Source organism: Microbacterium hydrocarbonoxydans (assembly GCF_023715885.1).
Classification (GTDB): Bacteria; Actinomycetota; Actinomycetes; order Actinomycetales; family Microbacteriaceae; genus Microbacterium; species Microbacterium hydrocarbonoxydans_C.
In genome coordinates, this window is the sequence record NZ_JAMBOY010000006.1 from 62,867 (window position 1) to 85,215 (window position 22,349).

At 68.9% G+C, this 22,349-nt stretch carries 22 protein-coding genes and 2 tRNA genes; 3 read left to right on the plus strand and 21 right to left on the minus strand.

Annotated elements, in window-relative coordinates:
• Nucleotides 1-32 precede the first annotated feature (32 nt).
• Nucleotides 33-106, minus strand: a tRNA-Pro gene (locus M3195_RS14890).
• A 121-nt stretch (nt 107-227) separates the two neighbouring features.
• On the opposite strand from M3195_RS14890, the gene M3195_RS14895 reads away from it, so the two are divergent.
• Both M3195_RS14895 and M3195_RS14900 read left to right on the plus strand, forming a co-directional pair.
• Nucleotides 228-298 (plus strand) — tRNA-Gly (locus M3195_RS14895).
• Nucleotides 299-412: 114 nt separating this feature from the next.
• Nucleotides 413-1,615, plus strand: coding sequence for a hypothetical protein (locus M3195_RS14900; protein ID WP_251588745.1), 1,203 nt, complete (start codon nt 413-415; stop codon nt 1,613-1,615).
• A 74-nt stretch (nt 1,616-1,689) separates the two neighbouring features.
• Here M3195_RS14900 and M3195_RS14905 read toward each other — a convergent pair whose 3' ends face one another.
• From M3195_RS14905 to M3195_RS14980, 16 genes are all read right to left on the minus strand, one after another.
• Nucleotides 1,690-2,043 carry an RNA polymerase-binding protein RbpA gene (locus M3195_RS14905; RefSeq protein ID WP_251588746.1) on the minus strand — a complete coding sequence of 118 codons (354 nt, stop codon included), beginning with the start codon at nt 2,041-2,043 and terminating at the stop codon, nt 1,690-1,692.
• A complete protein-coding gene (secG, locus tag M3195_RS14910; RefSeq protein WP_096715620.1) occupies nt 2,043-2,291 on the minus strand; it encodes a preprotein translocase subunit SecG in 249 nt (82 codons plus the stop codon). Before secG ends, M3195_RS14905 begins: the two co-directional genes overlap by 1 nt.
• An 85-nt stretch (nt 2,292-2,376) precedes the next feature.
• Nucleotides 2,377-3,168: a triose-phosphate isomerase gene (gene tpiA, locus M3195_RS14915; protein WP_251588747.1), complete on the minus strand. Its 792-nt coding sequence runs from the start codon at nt 3,166-3,168 to the stop codon at nt 2,377-2,379.
• Nucleotides 3,159-4,373 (minus strand): phosphoglycerate kinase, encoded by a 1,215-nt coding sequence (locus M3195_RS14920; RefSeq protein ID WP_251588749.1) that lies wholly within the window; start codon nt 4,371-4,373, stop codon nt 3,159-3,161. Before M3195_RS14920 ends, tpiA begins: the two co-directional genes overlap by 10 nt.
• A gap of 10 nt (nt 4,374-4,383) precedes the next feature.
• The gene (gene gap / locus M3195_RS14925) at nt 4,384-5,394 is read right to left on the minus strand and encodes a type I glyceraldehyde-3-phosphate dehydrogenase (RefSeq protein WP_096715623.1); all 1,011 of its coding nucleotides are present in this window, start codon (nt 5,392-5,394) and stop codon (nt 4,384-4,386) included.
• A gap of 115 nt (nt 5,395-5,509) precedes the next feature.
• A complete protein-coding gene (locus M3195_RS14930) occupies nt 5,510-6,136 on the minus strand; it encodes a superoxide dismutase (RefSeq protein WP_251588751.1) in 627 nt (208 codons plus the stop codon).
• Nucleotides 6,137-6,319: 183 nt separating this feature from the next.
• Nucleotides 6,320-7,297 carry a DNA-binding protein WhiA gene (gene whiA / locus M3195_RS14935; RefSeq protein ID WP_251588753.1) on the minus strand — a complete coding sequence of 326 codons (978 nt, stop codon included), beginning with the start codon at nt 7,295-7,297 and terminating at the stop codon, nt 6,320-6,322.
• A gap of 68 nt (nt 7,298-7,365) precedes the next feature.
• Nucleotides 7,366-8,238: an RNase adapter RapZ gene (gene rapZ / locus M3195_RS14940; protein WP_251588755.1), complete on the minus strand. Its 873-nt coding sequence runs from the start codon at nt 8,236-8,238 to the stop codon at nt 7,366-7,368.
• A gap of 44 nt (nt 8,239-8,282) precedes the next feature.
• Nucleotides 8,283-10,187, minus strand: a complete 1,905-nt coding sequence (gene uvrC, locus M3195_RS14945) for an excinuclease ABC subunit UvrC (protein WP_251588757.1) — start codon at nt 10,185-10,187, stop codon at nt 8,283-8,285.
• Nucleotides 10,187-13,075 carry an excinuclease ABC subunit UvrA gene (gene uvrA / locus M3195_RS14950; protein WP_251588758.1) on the minus strand — a complete coding sequence of 963 codons (2,889 nt, stop codon included), beginning with the start codon at nt 13,073-13,075 and terminating at the stop codon, nt 10,187-10,189. The genes uvrC and uvrA overlap by 1 nt, the downstream gene beginning before the upstream one ends.
• A gap of 9 nt (nt 13,076-13,084) precedes the next feature.
• The gene (locus M3195_RS14955) at nt 13,085-13,666 is read right to left on the minus strand and encodes a hypothetical protein (RefSeq protein ID WP_251588759.1); all 582 of its coding nucleotides are present in this window, start codon (nt 13,664-13,666) and stop codon (nt 13,085-13,087) included.
• A complete protein-coding gene (locus tag M3195_RS14960) occupies nt 13,663-14,976 on the minus strand; it encodes a DUF58 domain-containing protein (RefSeq protein WP_251588760.1) in 1,314 nt (437 codons plus the stop codon). The genes M3195_RS14955 and M3195_RS14960 overlap by 4 nt, the downstream gene beginning before the upstream one ends.
• The gene (locus M3195_RS14965) at nt 14,973-15,941 is read right to left on the minus strand and encodes an AAA family ATPase (protein WP_251588761.1); all 969 of its coding nucleotides are present in this window, start codon (nt 15,939-15,941) and stop codon (nt 14,973-14,975) included. The genes M3195_RS14960 and M3195_RS14965 overlap by 4 nt, the downstream gene beginning before the upstream one ends.
• Nucleotides 15,938-16,414 (minus strand): hypothetical protein, encoded by a 477-nt coding sequence (locus M3195_RS14970; protein ID WP_251588762.1) that lies wholly within the window; start codon nt 16,412-16,414, stop codon nt 15,938-15,940. The genes M3195_RS14965 and M3195_RS14970 overlap by 4 nt, the downstream gene beginning before the upstream one ends.
• On the minus strand, nt 16,411-17,163 hold the full coding sequence (locus tag M3195_RS14975; protein ID WP_251588763.1) for a DUF4129 domain-containing protein: 753 nt from the start codon (nt 17,161-17,163) through the stop codon (nt 16,411-16,413). The genes M3195_RS14970 and M3195_RS14975 overlap by 4 nt, the downstream gene beginning before the upstream one ends.
• Nucleotides 17,164-17,225: 62 nt before the next feature.
• Nucleotides 17,226-17,666, minus strand: a complete 441-nt coding sequence (locus M3195_RS14980) for a MarR family winged helix-turn-helix transcriptional regulator (RefSeq protein WP_251588764.1) — start codon at nt 17,664-17,666, stop codon at nt 17,226-17,228.
• Between the two features lie 44 nt (nt 17,667-17,710).
• On the opposite strand from M3195_RS14980, the gene M3195_RS14985 reads away from it, so the two are divergent.
• On the plus strand, nt 17,711-17,950 hold the full coding sequence (locus M3195_RS14985; protein WP_251588766.1) for a hypothetical protein: 240 nt from the start codon (nt 17,711-17,713) through the stop codon (nt 17,948-17,950).
• 58 nt (nt 17,951-18,008) lie between these two features.
• Here the strand turns inward: M3195_RS14985 and M3195_RS14990 are convergent, their stop codons facing one another.
• The 4 genes from M3195_RS14990 to coaE form a co-directional block, all read right to left on the minus strand.
• Nucleotides 18,009-18,341, minus strand: a complete 333-nt coding sequence (locus M3195_RS14990; RefSeq protein WP_251588768.1) for a TfoX/Sxy family protein — start codon at nt 18,339-18,341, stop codon at nt 18,009-18,011.
• A 17-nt stretch (nt 18,342-18,358) separates the two neighbouring features.
• Nucleotides 18,359-20,431 carry an excinuclease ABC subunit UvrB gene (uvrB, locus tag M3195_RS14995; RefSeq protein ID WP_251588770.1) on the minus strand — a complete coding sequence of 691 codons (2,073 nt, stop codon included), beginning with the start codon at nt 20,429-20,431 and terminating at the stop codon, nt 18,359-18,361.
• Nucleotides 20,432-20,494: 63 nt separating this feature from the next.
• Entirely contained in the window at nt 20,495-21,724 is a 1,230-nt protein-coding gene (locus M3195_RS15000) for an MFS transporter (RefSeq protein ID WP_251588772.1), read from the minus strand.
• Nucleotides 21,721-22,320 carry a dephospho-CoA kinase gene (gene coaE / locus M3195_RS15005; protein WP_251588774.1) on the minus strand — a complete coding sequence of 200 codons (600 nt, stop codon included), beginning with the start codon at nt 22,318-22,320 and terminating at the stop codon, nt 21,721-21,723. The genes M3195_RS15000 and coaE overlap by 4 nt, the downstream gene beginning before the upstream one ends.
• Nucleotides 22,321-22,349 lie beyond the last annotated feature (29 nt).

A 22,349-nucleotide genomic window follows, 5' to 3' on the forward strand; every position in this document is an offset into this window, starting at 1 on the left:
GAATCGCGGCTGCCAGGCTTTGTCGAGCCGTGTCGGGGCGACAGGAGTTGAACCTGCGACCTCCCGCTCCCAAAGCGGGCGCTCTACCAAACTGAGCTACGCCCCGGGGAATCCGCACGCAGATTCAGCCCCATCGAGTCTAACGGACGGGAGCACCCTCGACCGTCCGCTATGATCGAACAGTCGGTGCACGTCACCGATCGGTCCCGGAGCACGACGACGGGTCCGGGGGTGTAGCTCAATGGTAGAGTCTCAGTCTTCCAAACTGATTGCGCGGGTTCGATTCCCGTCACCCCCTCACTTCGAAGGCCTCCGCAGAGATGCGGAGGCCTTCTTGCTTTTGTTCCCTACCCGTGCGTGTTTCTCTGGCAGAGTCGATGTACGCCGCATCCCTCACCGGAGGTCCCACCGCATGACAGCCCCCCTCGGCAGCCCTGTCTCTCCGTGGGGCGGTCATGAGCTCCCCCAGCACATCGTGGGCGCCTCGCCGACGCGGGCACCGCGAAAGCGCCGTCCTGGGCTCTGGATCGGCCTGGCGGTCGGTGTCGTCGCGATCGGTGCTGTCGCGGCCCTGCAGACGACCGCGAATCTCGGCTACGACGACGCGGCGGCGAACTTCGAGTCCGCTCGCGACAGCGCTCAGGTCTCTGTCGCGAACCTGCAGCAGTCCAGCGATGCGCTGACGGCCACCTCCGAGATCGCGAACCAATTGCTGCAGAGCGACACCGGCGTGCTGACCGACCCCGCGGCGAAGGAATCGCTCGGTGCGGCTGTCACCGAGGCGGGCGACCTCGCCTCCGCCGCATCGGACCACGCCACGGTCTCGCTCCCGGATGCCGAACCGAAGCCGACCTTCTTCTGGGAGCTCTTCGGCGAGGCCGACGAGCTCGACCAGGACGCCGCCGACCTCGATCAGCTCGTCGGCGAGCTGGATGCCGAGGTGCCGGACCTCGCCGACGCCGGGGCCGCCGTGGAGGAGACCGGACTCGGATTTCTCGGCTCCGCTGCCACCGCGGCAGCCGCTTTCGAGGCCGCGCACATCTCCGCGAAGAACCTCGACGTCATCGCGCTCCGGGACGCCGCCTCCGACGCCTCCGCCACCTCTGCCCTGGACGACCTCACCGTGGCCACCTTCGTCTCGCTGCAGGATGCGGCCGCGCAGGTGGTCGCCTCGGAGCAGGCCGAGCTCGCCGAGAAGGCCGGTCCGCTGCAGGGTACGCGTCTGGAGATCGAGGCGTTCGCCCGCTCCCTGGCACCGGGGGTGCTGCTCGAGTTCGACTGGAACCCGATCGTGAACAACGCCGGCGACAACGGCAGCATGGGCGGCCTGACGACGTGGTGGTGGGACGAGCCCGACCGCGCAGTGATCGAGCTGTCGAACTCGGTTGCCGAGCAGTGGCCGGCCGATCGAAGCAAGGCGCTCGTCGCGCACGAGGTCGGCCATGCCATCAGCGTGAAGTGCGAGGACATGTACGACTCATCGACGCAGGACAGCATCGAGAAATGGGCGACCGCGTGGGCGATCGGCATGGGCTTCACCGACGATGCGAACGGCGTCTGGGCCTACGGCTACCCTCCGCAGTCCTACATCGACGCGTCGTACGCCTGTCGCTGACCTCACGCCCGCGCTGTGCACGACAGAGGCCGCCGCGAGGGAACGCGGCGGCCTCTGTGCGGATCAGACGGAGGTCACTGCCCCCGCCGCTCGCGCAGCTGCGCGAGGGCGTCCTCGAGGAGCTGGACAGCTTCCTCGTCGGTGCGACGCTCCTTCACGTAGGCGAGGTGCGTCTTGTACGGCTCGGTCTTCGCGAGAGCAGGAGGATTCTCCTTGTCGCGACCGGCCGGGAGCCCGGACTGCGGGTGGTCGATGATCTCGGGGATCTCGTCTTCAGGGAGACCCGCCGCGAAGTAGCGGACCGTCTCGTTGCCGAGACCGTCCCAGTACGACACGGCGATGCGGTCGGCGTGATAGCCGTGGTCCTGCTCGCCCATAGGTCCGGAACCCACGCGGGTTCCACGGATCGCGTTGCCGCCGGTAGCCATCAGATCACCTCGAACTTCGTGATGAGTCCGAGCGCAACGATCGCCACGAACCACGTCAGGGCGAGGATCACGGTGAAACGGTTGAGGTTGCGCTCGGCGAGGCCGGAGGAGCCGACCGCCGTCGACATGCCGCCGCCGAACATGTCGGACAGGCCGCCGCCGCGCCCCTTGTGGAGCAGGATGAGGAGGGTCAGCAGGACGCTGGTGATACCCAGCACGACCTGCAGGACGAACTCGAGAATTTCCACGAGGAAGAGCCTTTCGCTGGGGCACGACTGCCCCCGTAACGGTCAAGTATACGGTGCGGCGGGACCCGAGCCCCGCCGCACTCGCTCACACTCCGACGTGCTTCTCGAAGCGGATGATCGCGGCGAACTCATCGACGACGAGGCTCGCGCCCCCGACGAGCGCGCCGTCGACATCGGGCTCGCGCATGAAGCTGGCGATGTTCGCCGCCTTGACCGATCCGCCGTAGAGGATGCGCGTGCGTGCCGCCGCATCCTCGCCGAGCACCTTCGCGATCACGCCGCGCAGAGCCGCGCAGACGTCCTGCGCCTGTTGCGGCGTGGCGGCCTGTCCGGAGCCGATGGCCCAGACCGGCTCGTACGCCACGACGATGTCCGCGTCCTTCGAGAGACCCTGGAGAGCCGTTTCCAGCTGACCCACCGGAACGGCGCTCGCGCCGAACTTCTCGAGGTCCTCGGAGGTCTCCCCCACGCAGACGACCGGCACGAGACCGTGCTTCAGCGCCGCCTTGGTCTTCGCCGCCACGACCTCGTCGGACTCGGCGTGGTACTCACGACGCTCCGAATGGCCGATGATGACGTACTTCGCGTCGAGCTTGGACAGGAACGCACCGGACACCTCGCCGGTGTAGGCACCGGAGTCGTGGGCGGAGAGGTCCTGGGCGCCGAGCGCGAACGGGATCTTGTCGGCGTCGATGAGCGTCTGCACGCTGCGGATGTCGGTGAAGGGCGGGAACACCGCGACCTCCACGGATCCGTCCTCATGCTTCGCGTCCTTCAGCGTCCAGTGCAGCTTCTGCACGAACGCGACCGCCTGCAGGTGGTCGAGGTTCATCTTCCAGTTGCCCGCGATCAGCGGGGTCCGGGTGTTCACTGCCATCCGAGTACCTCCAGGCCGGGTAGTTTCTTGCCCTCGAGGAACTCGAGGCTGGCACCGCCGCCGGTCGAGATATGACCGAAGCTGTCATCGTCGAAGCCGAGCTGACGCACGGCCGCTGCGGAGTCTCCGCCCCCGACCACGCTGAGACCGTCGACCTCGGTGAGCGCCTGAGCGACCGCTTTGGTGCCGGCGGCGAACGCGGGGAACTCGAAAACGCCCATCGGCCCGTTCCAGAACACGGTCTTGGAGCTGCGGATGACTTCGGCGAATCGCGTGGCCGTCTCCGGTCCGATGTCGAGACCGATGCCCGAAGCGCCGAACGCCGTGTTCTCGATCGCATCGGCCTCGGCGACCTCGTGGTCGGCGTCGGCCGAGAACGCGGACGCCACGACGACGTCCGTCGGGAGGACGAGCTCGACGCCGCGCTCCTCCGCCTCCGCGATGTAGCCGCGGACCGTGTCGAGCTGGTCCTCTTCGAGGAGGCTGGAGGCCACGGCGTGGCCCTGCGCCTTCAGGAAGGTGAAGAGCATCCCGCCGCCGACGAGGATCCGGTCCACGCGCGGCAGCAGATGCGAGATCACGCCGAGCTTGTCGCTGACCTTCGAACCGCCGAGGACGACCGCGTACGGTCGCTCGGGGTTCTCGGTCAGGCGGTCCAGCACGTCGAGCTCGGCGGCGATCAGCAGTCCGGCGGCCGAAGGGATCCGCTCGGCGAGGTCGTACACGCTCGCCTGCTTGCGGTGCACCACGCCGAAGCCGTCGGAGACGAGCACGTCACCGAGCTCGGCGAGCTGCGCGGCGAACGTACCGCGCTCGGCGTCGTCCTTCGAGGTCTCCCCCGGGTTGAATCGCAGGTTCTCGATGACGACGACGCCGCCGTCCTCCAGCGAGGCGACGGCCTCGTGAGCCGACTCGCCGACCGTGTCGCGCGCGAACGCGACCGGCTTGCCGAGCAGCTCGGACAGACGCTGCGCGACCGGCTCGAGGCTGTACTGCGGGTCGGGCGCGCCGTCGGGACGACCGAGGTGCGAGCACACGACGACGCGGGCGCCCGCATTGATGAGGGCGTTGAGGGTCGGCAGCGAGGCGCGTACACGGCCATCGTCCGTTATGACCCCGTCCCGCAGGGGGACGTTCAGATCACAACGGACGATGACGCGCTTGCCCTCGAGCGGACCCAGTGAATCCAGGGTGCGCAGAGTCATGGGAGATGTCTCAGAGACGCTCGGCCACGTACTCGGTGAGGTCGACGAGACGGTTGGAGTAGCCCCACTCGTTGTCGTACCAGCTGGAGACCTTGACCAGGTTGCCGCTGACGTTGGTCAGCGTCGAGTCGAAGATCGACGAGTGCGGGTTGTGCACGATGTCGCTCGACACGATCGGGTCCGCGTTGTACTGCAGGTACCCGGCGAGGCGACCGTCGGCCGCGGCCTTCTTGTACGCCTCGTTGACCTCGTCGACCGTGAGGTTCTCGCGGTCGGTGATGAGGGTGAGGTCGACGATCGAGCCCGTGGGGACCGGAACGCGGTACGACGAGCCGCTCAGCTTGCCGTTCAGCTCCGGGAGCACCTCGCCGATGGCCTTAGCGGCACCGGTCGATGCGGGGGTGATGTTGATCGCGGCGGCGCGGGCACGACGGAGGTCGCTGTGCGGGCCGTCCTGCAGGTTCTGGTCGGCCGTGTAGGCGTGCGCGGTCATCATGAAGCCGCGGTCGATGCCGAACTCGTCGTTGAAGACCTTGGCGAGCGGTGCCAGGCAGTTCGTCGTGCACGACGCGTTCGAGATGATGTGGTGTGCGGCGGGGTCGTAGGTGTCCTCGTTCACACCCATGACGAAGGTCGCGTCGACGCCGGTGCCCGGAGCCGAGATGAGAACCTTCTTCGCGCCGGCGTCGATGTGCTTCTTCGCGGCCTCGGCCTTGGTGAAGAAGCCGGTGGACTCGATCACGATGTCGACGCCCAGCTCGCCCCACGGGAGGTTGGCGGGGTCGCGCTCAGCGAACGCCTTGATGGCCTTGCCGTTGACCGTGATGCTCTCGTCGTCGTAGCTGATCTCGGCGTCGAGGACGCCGCCGACCGAGTCGTACTTCAGCAGGTGCGCCAGGGTCTTGTTGTCGGTGAGGTCGTTGACCGCGACGATCTCGAGGTCAGCGCCCTGCGCGAGAGCCGCGCGGAAGTAGTTGCGTCCGATGCGGCCGAAGCCGTTGATACCGATCTTGACAGACACTCAGGTCTCCCTGTTTCTCGTGCGCTGTGCGCAGCAATCGTGCATGCGCGATGCGCGGGGGTTTTTGGCTGAGATGGCGTCCCGACGAGACCAGGCCCGTCGGGACGCGACCCGATTACGACAGTACCAGCAGGCCGTTCGTCTTCTCGCGGGCGACCTCGAGGCGCTGAGCGACGTTCTCCCAGTTGGCGATGTTCCACGCGGCCTTGACGTAGTCGGCCTTCACGTTGAGGTAGTCGAGGTAGAAGGCGTGCTCCCACATGTCGAGCTGGAACAGCGGGATCGTGCCCTGGGCGGTGTTCGCCTGCTGGTCGAACAGCTGCTGGATGATGAGGCGCTGGCCGATGGAGTCCCAGCTGAGCACGGCCCAGCCGGAGCCCTGGATGCCGGTGGCAGCGGCGGTGAAGTGGGCCTGGAACTTCTCGAACGAGCCGAAGTACTCGTCGATGGCCGCCTTCAGCTCGCCCTCGGGCTGGCCGCCGCCGTTCGGCGACAGGTTGGTCCAGAAGATGGAGTGGTTGACGTGACCGCCGAGGTTGAACGCGAGGTCCTTCTCGAGCTTGTTGACGTTGGCGAGGTTGCCGCTCTCGCGAGCCTCGGCGAGCTGCTCGAGCGCGGTGTTCGCGCCGGCGACGTAGGTGGCGTGGTGCTTATCGTGGTGCAGCTCCATGATCTTGCCGCTGATGTGCGGCTCGAGGGCTGCGAAGTCGTAGGGAAGGTCGGGGAGCGTATAGGTCGCCATGTCGCTTTCATCCAATCCGCGCCGCGCCGCGGCGCTTGCCGATCCTCCGCGCTGCCGAATGCGGTGCGGAGCAGACGTAACTCATCCTAGTGAGGACAACACATCGTCACCCCTGATCCTTCCGCCGTATGACGAAGAGAGGCGACCCCTTGACAGGGATCGCCTCTCTTCTCTTTCGCTCGGTCAGACGTCGAGTCCGGCGGGCACGGCGGCTTCGGTGCCGGGGATGCCCTCCTGCTGGGCGCGCTTGTCCGCCATCGCGAGGAGGCGGCGGATGCGGCCGGCGACGGCGTCCTTCGTCATGGGCGGATCGGCGTGATGGCCGAGCTCGTCGAGGCTCGCGTCGCGATGGGCGAGGCGCAGCTCTCCGGCGACCCGCAGGTGCTCCGGCACGTCGTCGGCGAGGATCTCGAGCGCGCGCTCGACGCGGGCGCAGGCGGCGACAGCGGCCTGCGCGGAGCGACGCAGGTTCGCGTCGTCGAAGTTCACGAGACGGTTCACACCGGCGCGGACCTCGCGACGCTGACGCATCTCCTCCCAGGCGACGGCGGTCTTCTTGGCGCCCATCTCGGCGAGGATCGTGCGGATGGCCTCGCCCTCGCGCACGACGACGCGGGGCATGCCACGGACCTCGCGGGCCTTCGCGGCGACACCGAGGCGGTGCGCGGCGCCGACCAGAGCCATCGCGGCCTCGGACGACGGGCAGGCGATCTCGAGCATCGCCGACCGGCCGGGCTCGCTGAGCGTTCCCGCGGCGAGGAAGGCTCCGCGCCAGAGACCTGCGACCTCGGCACGTGAGCCGGTGGTGAGGCGATTGGGCAGGCCCCGGACGGGGCGGCGGCGCTGATCGAGCAGGCCGGTCTGCCGGGCGAGGGTCTCCCCTGCAGCGATCACCCGCACGGCCCACCGGGCACCGTCGTTCGCAGTGCTCGATTGGACCTGGGCGATCTCGGGACGGACGCCGTAGATCTCCGCGAGGTCGCGTGCCACGCGTTGCGCCAGCACTTCGGCATCCACCTCCGCCTCGACGGCGACGCGCCCGGCGATCGAATGCAGCCCACCCGCGAATCGCAGGATGGATGTGACCTCCGCGACACGCACAGTGGGGGGTGCATTGCGGATGCTGACCAGCTCAGCCTTGACGTCGGTGGTTAGTGCCACGACACTCCTCTACGCTCACGCGCCGGATCGCGACGCAAACCTCCAGCCTACTCTGGCGGAGGTGCCTGCTATTCCCTGCCGAGGTCGCGATGACGGACGTTGACGGCCACGCCGGGCACCGCCGCGAGCCGGCGCGCCAGCTCCTCCACCATCGCGACCGACCGGTGCTTGCCGCCCGTGCAGCCGACCGCCACGGTCGAGTGGCTCTTGTTCTCGCGCTGATAGCCCTCGAGCACAGGGGTCAGCGCAGCCGTGTATGCGTCGAGGAACTCCGCGGCACCGTCGCGCGACAGCACGAAGTCCCTGACCTCTTCGTCCTTCCCCGTCAGTCCGCGCAGCTCCTCGTTCCAGAACGGGTTCGGGAGGAAGCGCATGTCGGCGACGAGGTCGACGTCGGTGGGGAGCCCGTACTTGAACCCGAAGCTCATGAGCGTCAGGCGGTGGCGAGGCGCACCCTCCTCGGCGAACAGCTCGGATACCTGGGTGGCCAGCTGGTGGATGTTCAAAGCCGACGTGTCGATCACGATGTCGGCGGCTTCGCGGATCGGGGCGAGACGCGACCGTTCGCCGCGGATGCCGTCGAGCAGCGTTCCGTCCTCCTGAAGCGGGTGCGGACGCCGCACCGACTCGAATCGCCTCACGAGCACGTCGTCGGAGGCGTCGAGGAACAGCACGCGCACGGAGCCGCGCGAACGCAGCGCTCTGGCCACGCCCGGGAAGTCGTCGAACAGATTGCGGCCGCGCACGTCGACCACGGCCGCCACCTTGGGGAGCGCGTTGCCGCCCATGTCGGTGAGGTCGAGCAGCGGGCGCAGGATCTGCGGCGGCAGGTTGTCGACCACGTACCAGCCCAAATCCTCCAGAGCATTGGCGACGGTCGTCCGACCGGCGCCAGACATGCCCGTGACGATGAGGAACTCGCCCTTGTCCCCGTCAGTCATCTTTACCCCTTCTCCCCGCCGCTTCCAGCCTAGCGAGAACGGGACTACCGGGTGGCGAGATGCGTGTGGATGTTCTGGGCCAGGACGGGACCGATGCCCTGCACCTGTTCGATCTCGCCGGGGGCTGCGGCGCGGAGCGCGGTGACCGAACCGAAGTGCTTGAGCAGCACCTTGATGCGCGAGGCTCCGAGCCCCGGCACTTCGGCGAGCACGGTGGTGATGTCGTTCTTGCGGCGCTTGCGCTGATGTGTGATCGCGAAGCGGTGCGCCTCGTCGCGGAGCCGCTGCAGGAGGTACAGCGCCTCGCTGGTGCGAGGAAGGATCACGGGGAAGTCGTCGCCGGGGAGCCAGATCTCCTCGAGCCGCTTGGCGATGCCGCAGACGGCGATCTCGGTGTGACCCGAGTCGCGCAGAGCGCGCGCCGCGGCCTCGACCTGAGGCTGGCCGCCGTCGACGAGCAGGAGCTGCGGGGGGTAGGCGAAGCGCGGCCGCCGCTTGACGGTGGCCTCGCCGACGTCCTCCCCCACGATCTCGTCGGTCGTCGGGTCGATGACCTCCGTCTCGTCGGGCTTGTCGAGGTAGGCGAGGCGGCGGGTGAGCACCTGGTACATGGAGTCGGTGTCGTCGGTCGTCTCCGCGATGTTGAACGAACGGTACTGGTCTTTTCGCGGCAGACCGTCTTCGAACACCACCATGGATGCGACGACGTTGGTGCCGCCGAGGTGCGAGATGTCGAAGCACTCGATGCGCAGCGGGGCCTCGGACATGCCGAGTGCCTCCTGCAGATCGGTCAGCGCCTGGGTGCGGGCGACGTAGTCGCTCGTACGACGGGTCTTGTGCCTGATGAGCGCCTGCTGCGCGTTGATCATCGCGGTGCGCATGAGGTCGGCCCGCTGTCCGCGCTGCGCGACAGCGATCTCGACCTTCCTCCCTCGTCGCTCGCGGAGCCACTCCTCGAGTTCGGCTGCGTCGTCGGGCAGTGTCGGCACGATGATGCGACGCGGCACGTCCTGCGCATCGCCGTAGGCGCGCTGCAGGACCTGGTCGACGAGGTCGGCCGAGGAGATGTCGATCTCCTTCTCGATCGTCAGCGCCCGCACACCGCGCACGCGCCCGCCGCGGATGACGAAGTGCTGCACCGCTGCGGCGAGCTCGTCTTCCGCGATGCCGAACAGATCGGCGTCTTCGTCGGCGGCGAGCACGAGCGCGCTCTTGCCCAGGACGGCTTCGATGGCCGACAGCTTGTCGCGGAACTTCGCGGCTGCCTCGTAATCCATCGCGGCCGATGCCGCCAGCATCCGCTTCCGCAGATCACGGGTGAACCGCTCGTCGCCACCGGCCATGAAGGCGACGAAGTCGTCGACCATCGCCCGGTGCTCCTCGATCGTGACCGTCATCGAGCAGGGTCCGCCGCACTTGCCGATCTGTCCGGGGAAGCAGGGTCGCCCCGTCTGCATGGCGCGCTTGTAGCTCGCGTCGCTGCAGGTCCTGATCGGGAACGCCTTGATCATCAGGTCGATGGTCTCGTGCACCGCCCAGACCTTCGGGTACGGGCCGAAGTACCGCGCGCCGGGGATCTTGCGATTTCGCGTCACGATCACGCGCGGGGCCTCGTCGCCGAGCGTCACCGCCATGAACGGGTAGGACTTGTCGTCGCGGTAGCGGACGTTGAAGGGCGGATCGAACTCCTTGATCCACATGTACTCGAGCTGCAGCGAATCGACGTCGGTCGGCACGACCGTCCACTCGACGGAGGCCGCCGTGGTGACCATCCGTCGAGTGCGCTCGTGCAGAGTGCGCAGCGGAGCGAAGTAGTTCGACAGCCGCTGGCGCAGGTTCTTCGCCTTGCCCACATACAGCACACGCCCATCGGCGTCGCGGAAGCGGTACACGCCGGGATCGGTGGGAATCTCACCGGTCCTCGGCTTGTACGGGAGGACGTCGGCCATCAGCTGGCCTTCCGCGCAGAGCGCCCCTCATCCAGGATCTCGGCGAGGAACTGTCCGGTGTGGCTCTCGGCGACGCGAGCGATCTGCTCGGGGGTGCCGGTCGCGAGGATCTCGCCACCGCCCGAACCGCCCTCCGGTCCGAGGTCGATCACCCAGTCGGCGGACTTGATCACGTCGAGGTTGTGCTCGATCACGATCACGGTGTTGCCTTTGTCGACCAATCCATTCAGCACCTCGAGCAGCTTGCGCACGTCTTCGAAGTGCAGACCCGTGGTCGGCTCGTCGAGCACGTAGATGCTGCGTCCGTTGCTGCGGCGCTGGAGCTCGGTGGCGAGCTTCACGCGCTGCGCCTCACCGCCGGAGAGCGTCGTCGCCGACTGACCGAGCCGAACGTACCCGAGGCCGACGTCGACGAGCGTCTTCATGTAGCGGTGGATCGCCTGGATGGGCTCGAAGAACTCCGCGGCCTCCGCGATCGGCATCTCGAGGACCTCGGCGATGTTCTTGCCCTTGTAGTGCACCGCCAGCGTGTCGCGGTTGTACCGCTTGCCGTGGCAGACCTCGCAGTCGACATACACGTCGGGCAGGAAGTTCATCTCGATCTTGATGGTGCCGTCGCCGGAGCACGCCTCGCAGCGGCCGCCCTTGACGTTGAAGCTGAAACGGCCGGGCTGGTATCCCCGCACCTTCGCCTCGGGCGTCTCACTGAACAGCGACCGGATCCGGTCGAACACCCCCGTGTAGGTGGCGGGGTTCGACCGTGGGGTGCGGCCGATCGGCGCCTGGTCGACGTGCACGACCTTGTCGAGGTTGTCGAGTCCGGAGACCCGCGTGTGCTTGCCCGGAACCGTCCTCGCCCCGTTGAGTCGCGAGGCGAGCACCTGGTAGAGGATGTCGTTCACGAGCGACGACTTGCCCGAGCCGCTCACGCCGGTGACGGCGGTGAGCACTCCGAGCGGGAAGTCCACGCTCACGTTCTTGAGGTTGTTCTCGCGCGCCCCGACGACGCTGACCTTGCGCTTCTTGTCGATCTTGCGGCGCTTCGTCGGCGTCGGGATCTCGCGGGCGCCGGACAGGTACTCGCCCGTCATCGAGTCCGACTCGTTCAGCAACGCCGAGTACGGGCCGGAGTGCACGACCTCGCCGCCGTTTACACCGGCACCGGGGCCGATGTCGACGACCCAGTCGGCGGCCTCGATCGTCTCTTCGTCGTGCTCGACGACGATGAGCGTGTTCCCGAGGTCGCGGAGCTTGAGGAGTGTGTTGATGAGCCGGCGGTTGTCGCGCTGATGGAGGCCGATCGACGGCTCGTCGAGCACGTACAGGACACCGGTGAGGCCGGAGCCGATCTGCGTGGCGAGCCGGATGCGCTGCGCCTCACCGCCCGAGAGCGACCCTGCCGAACGGCTGAGGTTCAGGTACGACAGACCCACCTGCAAGAGGAAGTCGAGACGCAGACGGATCTCGCGCAGCACCTGCGCGGCGATCTTGGCCTCGCGGTCGGTGAGCGTGAGGGTCTCCATGAAGGCGCGGGCGTCGGCGAGGCTCAGGTGCGAGACCTCGGCGATCGAGTGCCCGTGCACCTGCACCGCGAGCACTTCGGGCTTGAGACGGTCGCCGTTGCAGACAGGACACGGGACCTCGCGGAGGTACTCCCCCCAGCGGGCGCGCTGCGTGTCGGACTCGGCCTGGGCGTACTGCCGCTCGATGTAGGGCACGACGCCCTCGAATCCGGAGGCGTATCGCATCTCGCGGCCGTAGCGGTTCTTCCACTTGACGGTCACCTTGTAGTTGTCGCCGCGGAGGATCGCATCCTGCACGTCGACCCTGAGGTCCTGCCAGGGCGTGTCGAGCGAGAAGTTGAGGTCGGCGGCGAGCCCCTCGAGCAGGCGTTCGTAGTACTGGAACAGTCCCTTGCCCTGGGTGGTCCAAGGGATGATCGCGCCCTCGCGGATCGAGAGCTCCTCGTCGCCGAGCATGAGGTCGACGTCCACCGACATGCGCGTACCGAGACCCGAGCAGGCCGGGCAGGCGCCGAACGGGGCGTTGAACGAGAACGTGCGGGGCTCGATCTCGGTGAGGCTGAGCGGGTGCCCGTTGGGGCACGCGAGCTTCTCGGAGAACGACTGCCACGCGGCGTCGCCCTCCTCGTCGACGTAGTTGACCTGCACGACGCCGCCGGCAAGACCGAGGGCGGTCTCGACCGAGTCGGTCACGCGGCCCAGGATGTCGTCGGAGGCCACGAGGCGGTCGACCACCACCGCGATGTCGTGCTTGTAGCTCTTCTTCAGCGTCGGCGGTTCCGCCAGCTGAATGAGGTCGCCGTCGACGATCGCTCGCGAGTAGCCCTTGGCGCCGAGCTCGCGGAACAGGTCGACGAACTCGCCCTTCTTCTGCGACACGATCGGCGCGACGATCTGATAGCGCGTGCGCTCGGGAAGCGTCATGAGCTGATCGGCGATCTGCTGCACGGTCTGACGCTGGATTCGCTCGCCGCACTCGGGACAGTGCGGGACGCCGATGCGCGCCCACAGCAGTCGCATGTAGTCGTAGATCTCGGTGATCGTGCCGACGGTCGATCGCGGGTTGCGGTTCGTCGACTTCTGGTCGATCGACACCGCTGGGCTGAGGCCCTCGATGAAATCGACGTCAGGACGGTCGACCTGACCGAGGAACTGGCGCGCGTAGGCACTCAGCGATTCGACGTAGCGCCGCTGTCCTTCGGCGAAGATCGTGTCGAACGCGAGGCTCGACTTTCCCGACCCGGACAGGCCGGTGAACACGACGAGCGAATCACGCGGGATGTCGATGTCGACGTTCTTCAGATTGTGGACGCGAGCACCGCGAACACTGAGTTTTCCTGGGGATGCGACGGGGACGATTGGCACCGGTCAAGTCTACGAGGGGCCACGGACATTGGCTCCGCCGAGGGGGCCTGCGGGGCTGGGAAGCGACCGAGACTCGGCGTCCGCCCTCCTCAGAGCCGCCAGCGCCACAGCCAGTCCGACGGCGAGCGAACCGGCGGCCGCGGGGGCGAGCCAGCTCGCGGTCGCCCACCCCGATGCGCCGACGAGCAGCGGCACTCCAAACGCGGTGGGCTGGGCGATCAGCTGCACGACCGCGAACCGCAGGGCGCTCGGGCCGAGCACGAGAAGCGCGACCCGCGAGCGGGCCGGGATCACCAGCGCGAGCGACGCGACGACGTGGATCGCGTGCACGAGCAGCACCGCGAGGGCCGTGCGCGTGGCCGACGGCTCGGTCACCAGCAGCCCGAACGGGAGGCAGGCCGCCGCCGCCCAGGCCGCGAGCGACGCCGGGACGAAGACCGCCGCGACCGCCATGACGATCGCGATCCCCTGCCAGAGCGCGTACGGCATCAGCAGCAGCACCCCTGCGGCGACGAGGGCGACGACGAGGAGCCGGAGCGCGATGCCGGGCACCGCCGCCGGAACGCGGAGCGTATGCGAGCGCGCGGTCATCGCCGACCCGCCCTCTCCCGTCGTTGCCTCATCGCCGCGAGACGCATTCCCACCTCGCGGTCGGACGACGACCAGGGCACGACCTCGATGCCCGCGTGCTGCAGGTCGGCCAGCACCTCTGTGCGCTCGGCCAGCAGGGTCCGCATCGCCACGCGCTGCTCGACGGTGAGACGCGCGGTGTCGAGCTCGGGAAGCACGTCCACCGCCACCACTGCATGCCCGGCGGCTCGCCAGCGTGTCGCCTGCACGGCGGCGATCCCGTCGGAGAACGTGGAGAGCACGAAGACGATCGACCCGTTCGGCACGACCGGCGTCCGTCGCAGGTGGGCATCCTCTCCGCCGACCCCGGTCGCCGCCACGACACCGCGCAGGCGCGCGAGGTGACGGGAGCCACCGCCCGAGCGCAGGCTCCGGCCGCCGGGGGCGAGCGCGTGGAACGCGACCCGATCACCCGACCCGATCGCGGCTGCGGCGATCGAGAGCGCCGCCTCGCGCCCGAGGTCGAGCGAGGTCACGCCGGAGCGATCAGGGTCGGATCGCCCCCAGCTCGCCACCACCGCGCCGAGGTCGTCTGCCGTGTCGAGGGCGATCACGACCGAGGAATCGCTGAGCGAGTCGTACCGGCGGACCAGCAGATCGCCCCGCCTCCGCGCCGCGCGGGCCGTGGCGCGCCAGTCGATGCGCCGCAGTTGATCCCCCGGCGCGAACGGATGGATGTCGCGGAAGTCGCCGCCGTCGCCCGGACGCGACCCCTCATGCGTGCCATGGATCCCCCGAAGACGCCGACCGGTCGGCACGACCCCCGGCTCACGGATCTCCGGCGGCGTCCGCCAGCCGAGCGCGACACGCTCGCTCACATCCGACAGCCACGCGCCGTCCATCGTCACTGCGCGAGCCGTGACAGCGAGGAGCTCGACCGGGCCCGAATGCCGCAGCACGGCCGTCGATCGGGCGACCGCGCTCCCCCGACGGACCTCGGCGAGCGCGGAACGACGTCCGTCCTGATCGATCGCGAGCTGCATCCAGTCGGCCTCGGTGTCGACGTCGATCGAGCCCCGTGCAGCCGCCGTCGCCCCGCGCTTCCGCGATGCCGCGCGCAGGGCGATGAGCGCCGTGCCGTCGCTCGGCCGGCGAAGCAGCATCCAGGCCGCCCCGAGGGCGAGCGGGAGGCCGGTCGCGATCACATCGGGGCGCGAGAGCGCAAGACCGACCGCCGCCAGCAGAACGGCCCCCGCCACGGCGATCGCGAGCACGGGACCTCGTCGCCACCGCAGCGGCATCCGCAGGCTCGAGCGGGCGTCGTCGCTCATCGGGCGGCGGCGATGGTCGGGGGCACCGGCGTCTGGGCGACGGCCGTCTCGACCACTGCCGCAGGGTCGGCCCCCTGAGCCCATGCCTGCGGCGTCAGAGTGAGCCGGTGCGCGAGCACGGGCACCGCGATGCGCTTGATGTCGTCCGGTCGGACGTATCCGCGCCCGTCGAGCGCGGCGAGAGCACGGCCGAGCAGGACCAGCGCCTGCGATCCGCGCGGCGAGGCGCCGACCGCGACGTTGGCCGCTCGCCTGGTCGCGCGCGTCAGCTCGACGCAGTACGCGACGACATCCGGGTCGACGTGAATGCGCTCGACGGCAGCCTGGATGCCGCGCAGACGCGCCGCGTCGATCACCGGGGCGACGCGGGCGTCGGCGGTCTGTCGACGCATCCGCTCGATCACGATGCGCGACTCGTCCTCGGCCGCGGGGTACCCGACCGAGAGCCTCACCATGAATCGGTCGAGCTGCGCCTCGGGGAGCGCGTATGTGCCCTCGTACTCGATCGGGTTCGAGGTCGCGATGACGTGGAACGGCGAGGGAAGTGCGAAGCGGTTCCCCTCCACGGTCACCTGCGCCTCGGCCATCGCCTCGAGCATGGCCGACTGCGTCTTCGGCGTCGTCCGGTTGATCTCGTCGGCGAGCAGCAGGCCCGTGAACAGCGGGCCCGGGCGGAACTCGAACTCACCCGTCGCAGGCACGTACACGTACGACCCCGTGACGTCCCCGGGGAGCATGTCGGGCGTGCACTGCAGACGCCGCAACTCGAGCCCGAGCGCCGAGGCGAGGCTGCGCGCCGCCAGCGTCTTGCCGAGGCCGGGGACGTCTTCGAACAGCACATGCCCGCCGGCGAGGATCGTGGCCAGTGCGATGGTCAGGGGTTCGTCCATCCCCACGACGGCGGTGCGGACGCCGTCGAGGATGCGCTGCCCGGCCTCGGCGATGGTGGCGGTGTCGTCTGTCATCGGTTCGTCTCCTGAGGTCGAGTAGGTAGGTGATCCAGCGCGTCGAGCACGCGTTCGATGTCGGTGCGCCGCACTTCGCGACGCAGGAGGAGAGTGCGCACGTCCTCGCCGACCAGCAGGTCGATGCCGTCGTGATGGTCGGGATCGTCGGGGTCGAGACCCCACCGGGCGAGGCGTCGGCGGAGGACTCGGTCGATCCGTCTCACGACGGCATGGCCGGCGATCCCCGTCCGGGAGTTGATCGACCAGGCGAGGCGCGCGACCTCCGAGCCGCGCACGGGCTGCGACGGCGGCGGGGGCGGCCATGAGGCGCTCTCGTCCGTGAACGCCTGCCGCGTCACCGTGATCAGGACCACGACGATCAGCGCCCAGGAGAGCGCGAAGTCGAAGGGCACTCCGAACATCGACAGCAGCAGCGGCACCGACACCACGAGCAGGGCTGCGAGCCCGATGACGACAGCCCGCTTCCTCACCGCCACCCCTCCTCGATCGCCCGCAGGCAGCGGATCGCGGTACGCCGGTCCGCTTCGTCCGCCACGCGACCCCCGAAACGGACGTCCTCGAAGAGGCGCAGCAGCGTCGCGACCTCGCCCGACGTCGATGGACGATGCGCGAGGATCCGCACCGTGAACTCGGCGGCCGTCTCGCTGCGTGCTCGCACGACTCCCGCGTCGGCCGCGGTCTCTTCGAGCCCCTGCCAGGCCGCGGTGATGCTGTCGCCCGGCTCGGCTCCGTCACCGATCGCGTCGAGAGCCTGCGCCACGCCGCGGCGCACGACCTCCGCCTCGGGCTCCGACGACGGCGCCTCGGTCTCCGCAGCCCCCACGGCGACCACAGCGGCGACGCGGCGTGCGAGGGGCCGATCACGCCACAGGCCGCGCAAGGTGCGGACCAGAAGACGGATGCCGAAGAACAGCATCATCAGGATCGCGGCACCGATGATCACCGCCACCACGATCGCGATGGCCGTGAGAACCGGCGAATCCTCCTGCGGCGGGATCTCGGGAAGCGGTCCCTGCGTCATCTCGGGCTGCGGCTCGGGTGTGACGGTGACGGCGGGGCCCGACTCCTGCCCAGGCGCGAAGACCGGATACCCCTGCAGCGCGGAGGCGAACATCAGCAGGGCGAAGAAGCCGGCGATCGAGACGAGTCCGAGCAGGACACCGCCGAGCGGACGGCGCTGTCGCGTGGCCTCAGCCTCTTCTCGGACGGCGCGCAACATGCCTCCACCCTAGAGTGGGGGCACCGGTGGGGCGGGATGCCGAGAGGAATGTCCGGTGCGGGTCAGGCGTCGACCCGGCGCCCGGCGAACGGCGCGAGACCGTCGCGCAGATCGGCGATCCCCGCGGCATCCATCCCGACGGCCTCCATCACCTGGCGCGGCACATCGAGGGCGCGCTCGCGGAGCGCCCTCCCCGCGTCGGTCAGCGTGATGTCGAGGCGACGCTCGTCCTCCGCACTTCGGAGGCGCGCGATGAGACCGTCGGCCTCGAGACGCTTGACGAGCGGCGATGCGCTCGCGGGCTCGAGCGCAAGGTCCGACGCGAGGTCGTTCAGCGACCGCGGAGCGCGCTCCCACAGTGCGAGCATCACGAGGTACTGCGGGTGAGTGAGACCGAGCGGTTCGAGGATCGGCCGGTAGATCGCGACGACGTTGCGGGCCGCCGTGACGAGGGCGAAGCAGAGTTGGTTCTCGAGTCGCAGGAGGTCGTCGGAGGTCGCCATGCCGCCACTATACAAGACCACGAATAGTTAGTACACTAACGAACATGACGAACCCCGAGCGTGCTCCCCTCCGCGACCGCATCCGCGCCGCCGGCGGCCTCTACTCGTGGGTCAACTCGAACCTGATCCGCTTCGCCGGGCCGGCCTCGGTCGGCCCATACGAGAAGACTCCACCGCCGAGCGCGGCCGAGCGCGCCGAACGTGCCTGCCCGCTGTGCGGTGCCCCGATGAGCACTCACGTCATCGATCGATCCGGACCGAAGACCCTCGTGCACTGCCCCTGAACAGAACACTCGCCGTTCGGCCGCGGCCTCGGCCTCGGCATTCAGGGGCGCGCGCCAGTCACTCCTGTCGGTCGGCGTCCCCCCGCGCGACGTCCAGCCAGAACGCGAGCGCCTCGTCGTCGGCGGTCGCCTCGGGTGCCACGTCGAGCCAACCTGTCCCCATCGTGCGCGGTCCCATCACCGCGGTCGTCACACCGGGTCGCGCGACCAGCGCCGCGCCGGTCTCTTCGCGCACGCGGACTAGCAGCACTCCCGCCGAGCGCGCACCGACGAGGATATGGCCGTCGATGAGAAACGCACGGGTCCCGAACATCCGCTTCTCCTCGACGTCGCCGCCCAGCGTCAGCAGCGCCCGCACCCGGTCGGCGAGCTCTTCTCCGGCCGCATCCATCGTCAGACGCCCTTCGCTCAGGCGTGCCCGGCACGCTCCATGGCCCGCAGCTCCTTCTTCAGGTCCTGCACCTCGTCTCGCAGGCGCCCCGCGAGCTCGAACTTGAGCTCGGCGGCTGCGGCGAGCATCTGGTTCGACAGATCCTCGATCGTCGCCTCGAGCTGCTGAGCGCCCTCTGCGGCGATACCGGTGCGACGCAGGTTGGGCGTCGGCGACTTGCCCTTGCCCGATGCCTTGCCGCGCCCGGCCAGCATGTCGGCGGTGTCTGCGCCCTCTCGGGCCAGGACCTCGGTGATGTCGGCGATGCGCTTGCGCAGCGGCTGCGGATCGATGCCGTGTTCCTTGTTGTAGGCGATCTGCTTGTCTCGGCGCCGATCGGTCTCCTCGATGGCCTTGGCCATCGAATCCGTCATGTTGTCGGCGTACATGTGCACTTCGCCGGAGACGTTTCGCGCGGCACGACCGATCGTCTGGATCAGCGACGTGCCGGAACGCAGGAAGCCCTCCTTGTCAGCGTCGAGGATCGCCACCAAAGACACCTCCGGCAGGTCCAACCCCTCCCGCAGGAGATTGATGCCGACGAGTACGTCGTAGACGCCCGAGCGCAGCTCGCTCAGGAGCTCGACCCGGCGCAGGGTGTCGACATCGGAGTGCAGATAGCGCACCCGCACGCCGTGCTCACCGAGGAAGTCGGTGAGCTCCTCCGCCATCTTCTTCGTCAGTGTCGTGACGAGGACGCGCTCGTCGCGTTCGACACGGACTCGGATCTCTTCGAGCAGGTCGTCGATCTGTCCCTTCGACGGCTTGACGACGATGTGCGGGTCGACGAGGCCCGTCGGGCGGATGATCTGCTCCACCACCCCGTCGGCGATGCCCATCTCGTACTTGCCGGGCGTGGCCGACAGATACACGGTCTGCCCCACGCGGTTCTTGAACTCATCCCACCGCAGCGGCCGGTTGTCCATGGCGCTCGGCAGCCGGAACCCATGGTCGACAAGAGTGCGCTTGCGAGAGGCGTCACCTTCGTACATCGCGCCGATCTGCGGAACGGTCACATGCGACTCATCGATCACCAGCAGGAAGTCGTCGGGGAAGAAGTCGAGCAGCGTATGCGGGGGCTCACCCGGCATCCGACCGTCCATGTGCCGCGAGTAGTTCTCGATGCCCGAGCAGAACCCGAGCTGCTGCAGCATCTCGAGATCGAACGTGGTGCGCATGCGCAGGCGCTGCGCTTCGAGCAGCTTGCCCTGGCGCTCGAACTCGGCCAGACGCTCTTCGAGCTCGTGCTCGATCGTGCCGATGGAGCGCTGGATCACGTCGGTGCCCGCGACGTAGTGAGACGCAGGGAAGATCGGGACGGAGTCGAGCTTCTCGATCACCTCTCCGGTCAGCGGGTGCAGCGAGTAGAGGGCCTCGATCTCGTCCCCGAAGAGCTCGATGCGGATCGCATGCTCCTCGTACACCGGGATGATCTCGATGGTGTCGCCGCGCACGCGGAAGTTCCCGCGCGAGAAGTCCACGTCATTGCGGTTGTACTGCATCGCGATGAACTGCCGGATGAGGGCGTCGCGGTCGTACCGCTCCCCCACCTGGAGCGCGACCATGGCGCGCAGGTACTCCTCCGGCGCACCGAGTCCGTAGATGCACGACACGGTCGACACCACGACCACGTCTCGTCTGCTCAACAGAGAGTTGGTCGTCGAGTGCCGAAGGCGCTCGACCTCGGCGTTGATCGACGAGTCCTTCTCGATGAAGGTATCGGTCTGCGGGACGTACGCCTCGGGCTGGTAGTAGTCGTAGTACGAGACGAAGTACTCGACGGCGTTGTTCGGCATGAGCTCGCGGAACTCGTTCGCCAGCTGCGCGGCGAGGGTCTTGTTGTGGGCCAGGACGAGCGTCGGGCGCTGCACCTGTTCGACGAGCCAGGCGGTCGTCGCCGACTTTCCGGTACCGGTGGCTCCGAGCAGCACGACGTCGGTCTCGCCGGCGTTGATGCGCGACGCGAGTTCGGCGATCGCCTGCGGCTGGTCTCCGGCCGGGGCGTATTCGCTGACGACCTCGAAGGCGCGGACGCTGCGGGTGGTGTGCATACCTCCAGCGTAGGCCGGGCCACCGACATCGGGGTCGTAAAGGCCCAGGGAGGGCCGTTCCGGTCAGCGGTTCTCCTCGAAGGGCCGGGCGCCGGTCGTCCCGCTCAACGCGGTGGCCGCCAGAGCCACGGCGACCGCGCAGAGGGCGACCACGGCGATGACGAACCACGTCCAGTCCGCCGAGCCGAACACGATGCCGAGGGCCCAGCCGAACAGGCTCGACCCCGCGTAGTAGCCGAAGTAGTAGAGCGAGGAGGCCTGCGCGCGGGTCGTCGGGCCTGCCGCGACAGGCGCCCAACCCGACGCGACGGCATGCGCGGCGAAGAACCCGGCGGTGAACAGCAGGAGCCCGATCAGGACGACCCAGGCCATTCCCGCCAGCATGGTCAGAGCACCGGCCGCCATCAGCGCCGTCGCGCAGAGCAGCACCGGATAGCGCCCGATCCGCGAGGCCAGCGCGCCCGCCCACGGCGACGAGAGGGTACCGGCGAGGTAGGCGAGGAACAGCAGTGTCACGAGCCACGCCGGCAGCGCGAACGGCGGAGCAGCGAGGTGGAAGCCGAGGTAGTTGTAGACCGCCACGAAGGCGCCCATGAGCAGGAAGCCCTGGGCGTAGAGCGCGAGCTGGGCCCCTGATCGCAGCGGCGTCACCAATCGAACCAGGACTCCTGTGACATCCCCTCCCGCCCGGAGCCGACCGGGCACGAACCCCTGCGCCCTCGGCGTGAGCCAGAGGAACAGGACGGCGGCGATGACGCAGACGGCGGCGACGGTCCACAGCCCCGCCCGCCAGCCCGCCGGCTCGCCGACGATCCCCGACAGCACTCGTCCGACCAGTCCGCCCACGGTCGTGCCTGCGATGTAGCTGCCGGCGGCGGCCGCCGCACTGCGCGCCGTGACCTCCTCACTCAGGAACGCCAGAGCGACCGCGGGAATGGCTCCCAGCGCGATGCCCTCCAGCAGCCGCAGCAGAAGCAGCATCTCGAGAGCGGAACTCAGCGGGGCGAGCAGTCCGAACACCGTCGCGGCGATCACGCCGACCGCCATGGCCTGCACCCGGCCGACGCGGTCGGCGACGAGCGACCAGGGGACCACCGCAGCAGCGAGCCCCAGTGTCGCCGCCGAGACCGTGAGCGCCGCGGTCGCCGGCGACACCTCGAGGTCGGCCGCGAGCTGCGGCAGCACGGCCTGCGGAGAGTACAGCTGGGCGAAGGTCGCGATCCCCGCGAAGAACAACCCGACGATCAGCCGGCGGTACGAGGACGACCCCGGCGCGTGACCGGTGAAGCTCACCGCGCGCGGATCCGCTGCCAGAGGGCGTCCGTCTGCGCGACGGTCTCCTCCAGCGTGCCGGAGGTGTCGATCACCTCGTCCGCGATCGCCAGCCGTCGCTCGTCCGACACCTGCGCGTCGATGCGGTCCTGTGCTGCTTCGCGTTCCATGCCTCGGAGTTCGATGAGCCGCTCGAGACGGACGTCCGCGGGGGCGTGCGCCACGACGACCAGGTCCCAGGGGTCGTCGACCCTGGCCTCGACGAGGAGAGGCACGTCGTAGACGACGACCCCCTCGGGGTTCTGAGCGGATGCCGCGTCGAATCGCCGCTGGGACTCGGCGCGCACGGCGGGGTGCACGATGGCGTTGAGCCGCGCGAGCAGGTCGGCATCCGCGAAGACCCGGGCGCCGAGAGCCGCTCGATCGAGCGAACCGTCAGGAGCGATCACCTCGTCGCCGAAGACTTCGGCGATCTCCGTCAGCACCGGGCTCCCCGGCGCCTGCACGTCGCGGACGATCTGATCCGCGTCGACGATCGTCGCGCCGTGCTCCGCGAGCCTGCGGGCGATGGTCGACTTGCCCGAGGCGATGCCGCCGGTCAGCGCGATGAGAGGCATGCCGTCAGTCTAGGCTTCGCTGGTCGAGG

What these genes read in the sequence shown, in the direction of transcription:
- M3195_RS14900 (WP_251588745.1), top strand. Translation starts at nt 413, where the DNA reads ATGACAGCCCCCCTCGGCAGCCCTGTCTCTCCGTGGGGCGGTCATGAG.
- M3195_RS14905 (WP_251588746.1), bottom strand. Translation starts at nt 2,043, where the DNA reads ATGGCTACCGGCGGCAACGCGATCCGTGGAACCCGCGTGGGTTCCGGA.
- tpiA (WP_251588747.1), bottom strand. Translation starts at nt 3,168, where the DNA reads ATGGCAGTGAACACCCGGACCCCGCTGATCGCGGGCAACTGGAAGATG.
- M3195_RS14920 (WP_251588749.1), bottom strand. Translation starts at nt 4,373, where the DNA reads ATGACTCTGCGCACCCTGGATTCACTGGGTCCGCTCGAGGGCAAGCGC.
- M3195_RS14930 (WP_251588751.1), bottom strand. Translation starts at nt 6,136, where the DNA reads ATGGCGACCTATACGCTCCCCGACCTTCCCTACGACTTCGCAGCCCTC.
- rapZ (WP_251588755.1), bottom strand. Translation starts at nt 8,238, where the DNA reads ATGACTGACGGGGACAAGGGCGAGTTCCTCATCGTCACGGGCATGTCT.
- uvrC (WP_251588757.1), bottom strand. Translation starts at nt 10,187, where the DNA reads ATGGCCGACGTCCTCCCGTACAAGCCGAGGACCGGTGAGATTCCCACC.
- M3195_RS14955 (WP_251588759.1), bottom strand. Translation starts at nt 13,666, where the DNA reads ATGACCGCGCGCTCGCATACGCTCCGCGTTCCGGCGGCGGTGCCCGGC.
- M3195_RS14960 (WP_251588760.1), bottom strand. Translation starts at nt 14,976, where the DNA reads ATGAGCGACGACGCCCGCTCGAGCCTGCGGATGCCGCTGCGGTGGCGA.
- M3195_RS14965 (WP_251588761.1), bottom strand. Translation starts at nt 15,941, where the DNA reads ATGACAGACGACACCGCCACCATCGCCGAGGCCGGGCAGCGCATCCTC.
- M3195_RS14975 (WP_251588763.1), bottom strand. Translation starts at nt 17,163, where the DNA reads ATGTTGCGCGCCGTCCGAGAAGAGGCTGAGGCCACGCGACAGCGCCGT.
- M3195_RS14980 (WP_251588764.1), bottom strand. Translation starts at nt 17,666, where the DNA reads ATGGCGACCTCCGACGACCTCCTGCGACTCGAGAACCAACTCTGCTTC.
- M3195_RS14985 (WP_251588766.1), top strand. Translation starts at nt 17,711, where the DNA reads ATGACGAACCCCGAGCGTGCTCCCCTCCGCGACCGCATCCGCGCCGCC.
- M3195_RS14990 (WP_251588768.1), bottom strand. Translation starts at nt 18,341, where the DNA reads ATGGATGCGGCCGGAGAAGAGCTCGCCGACCGGGTGCGGGCGCTGCTG.
- uvrB (WP_251588770.1), bottom strand. Translation starts at nt 20,431, where the DNA reads ATGCACACCACCCGCAGCGTCCGCGCCTTCGAGGTCGTCAGCGAATAC.
- coaE (WP_251588774.1), bottom strand. Translation starts at nt 22,320, where the DNA reads ATGCCTCTCATCGCGCTGACCGGCGGCATCGCCTCGGGCAAGTCGACC.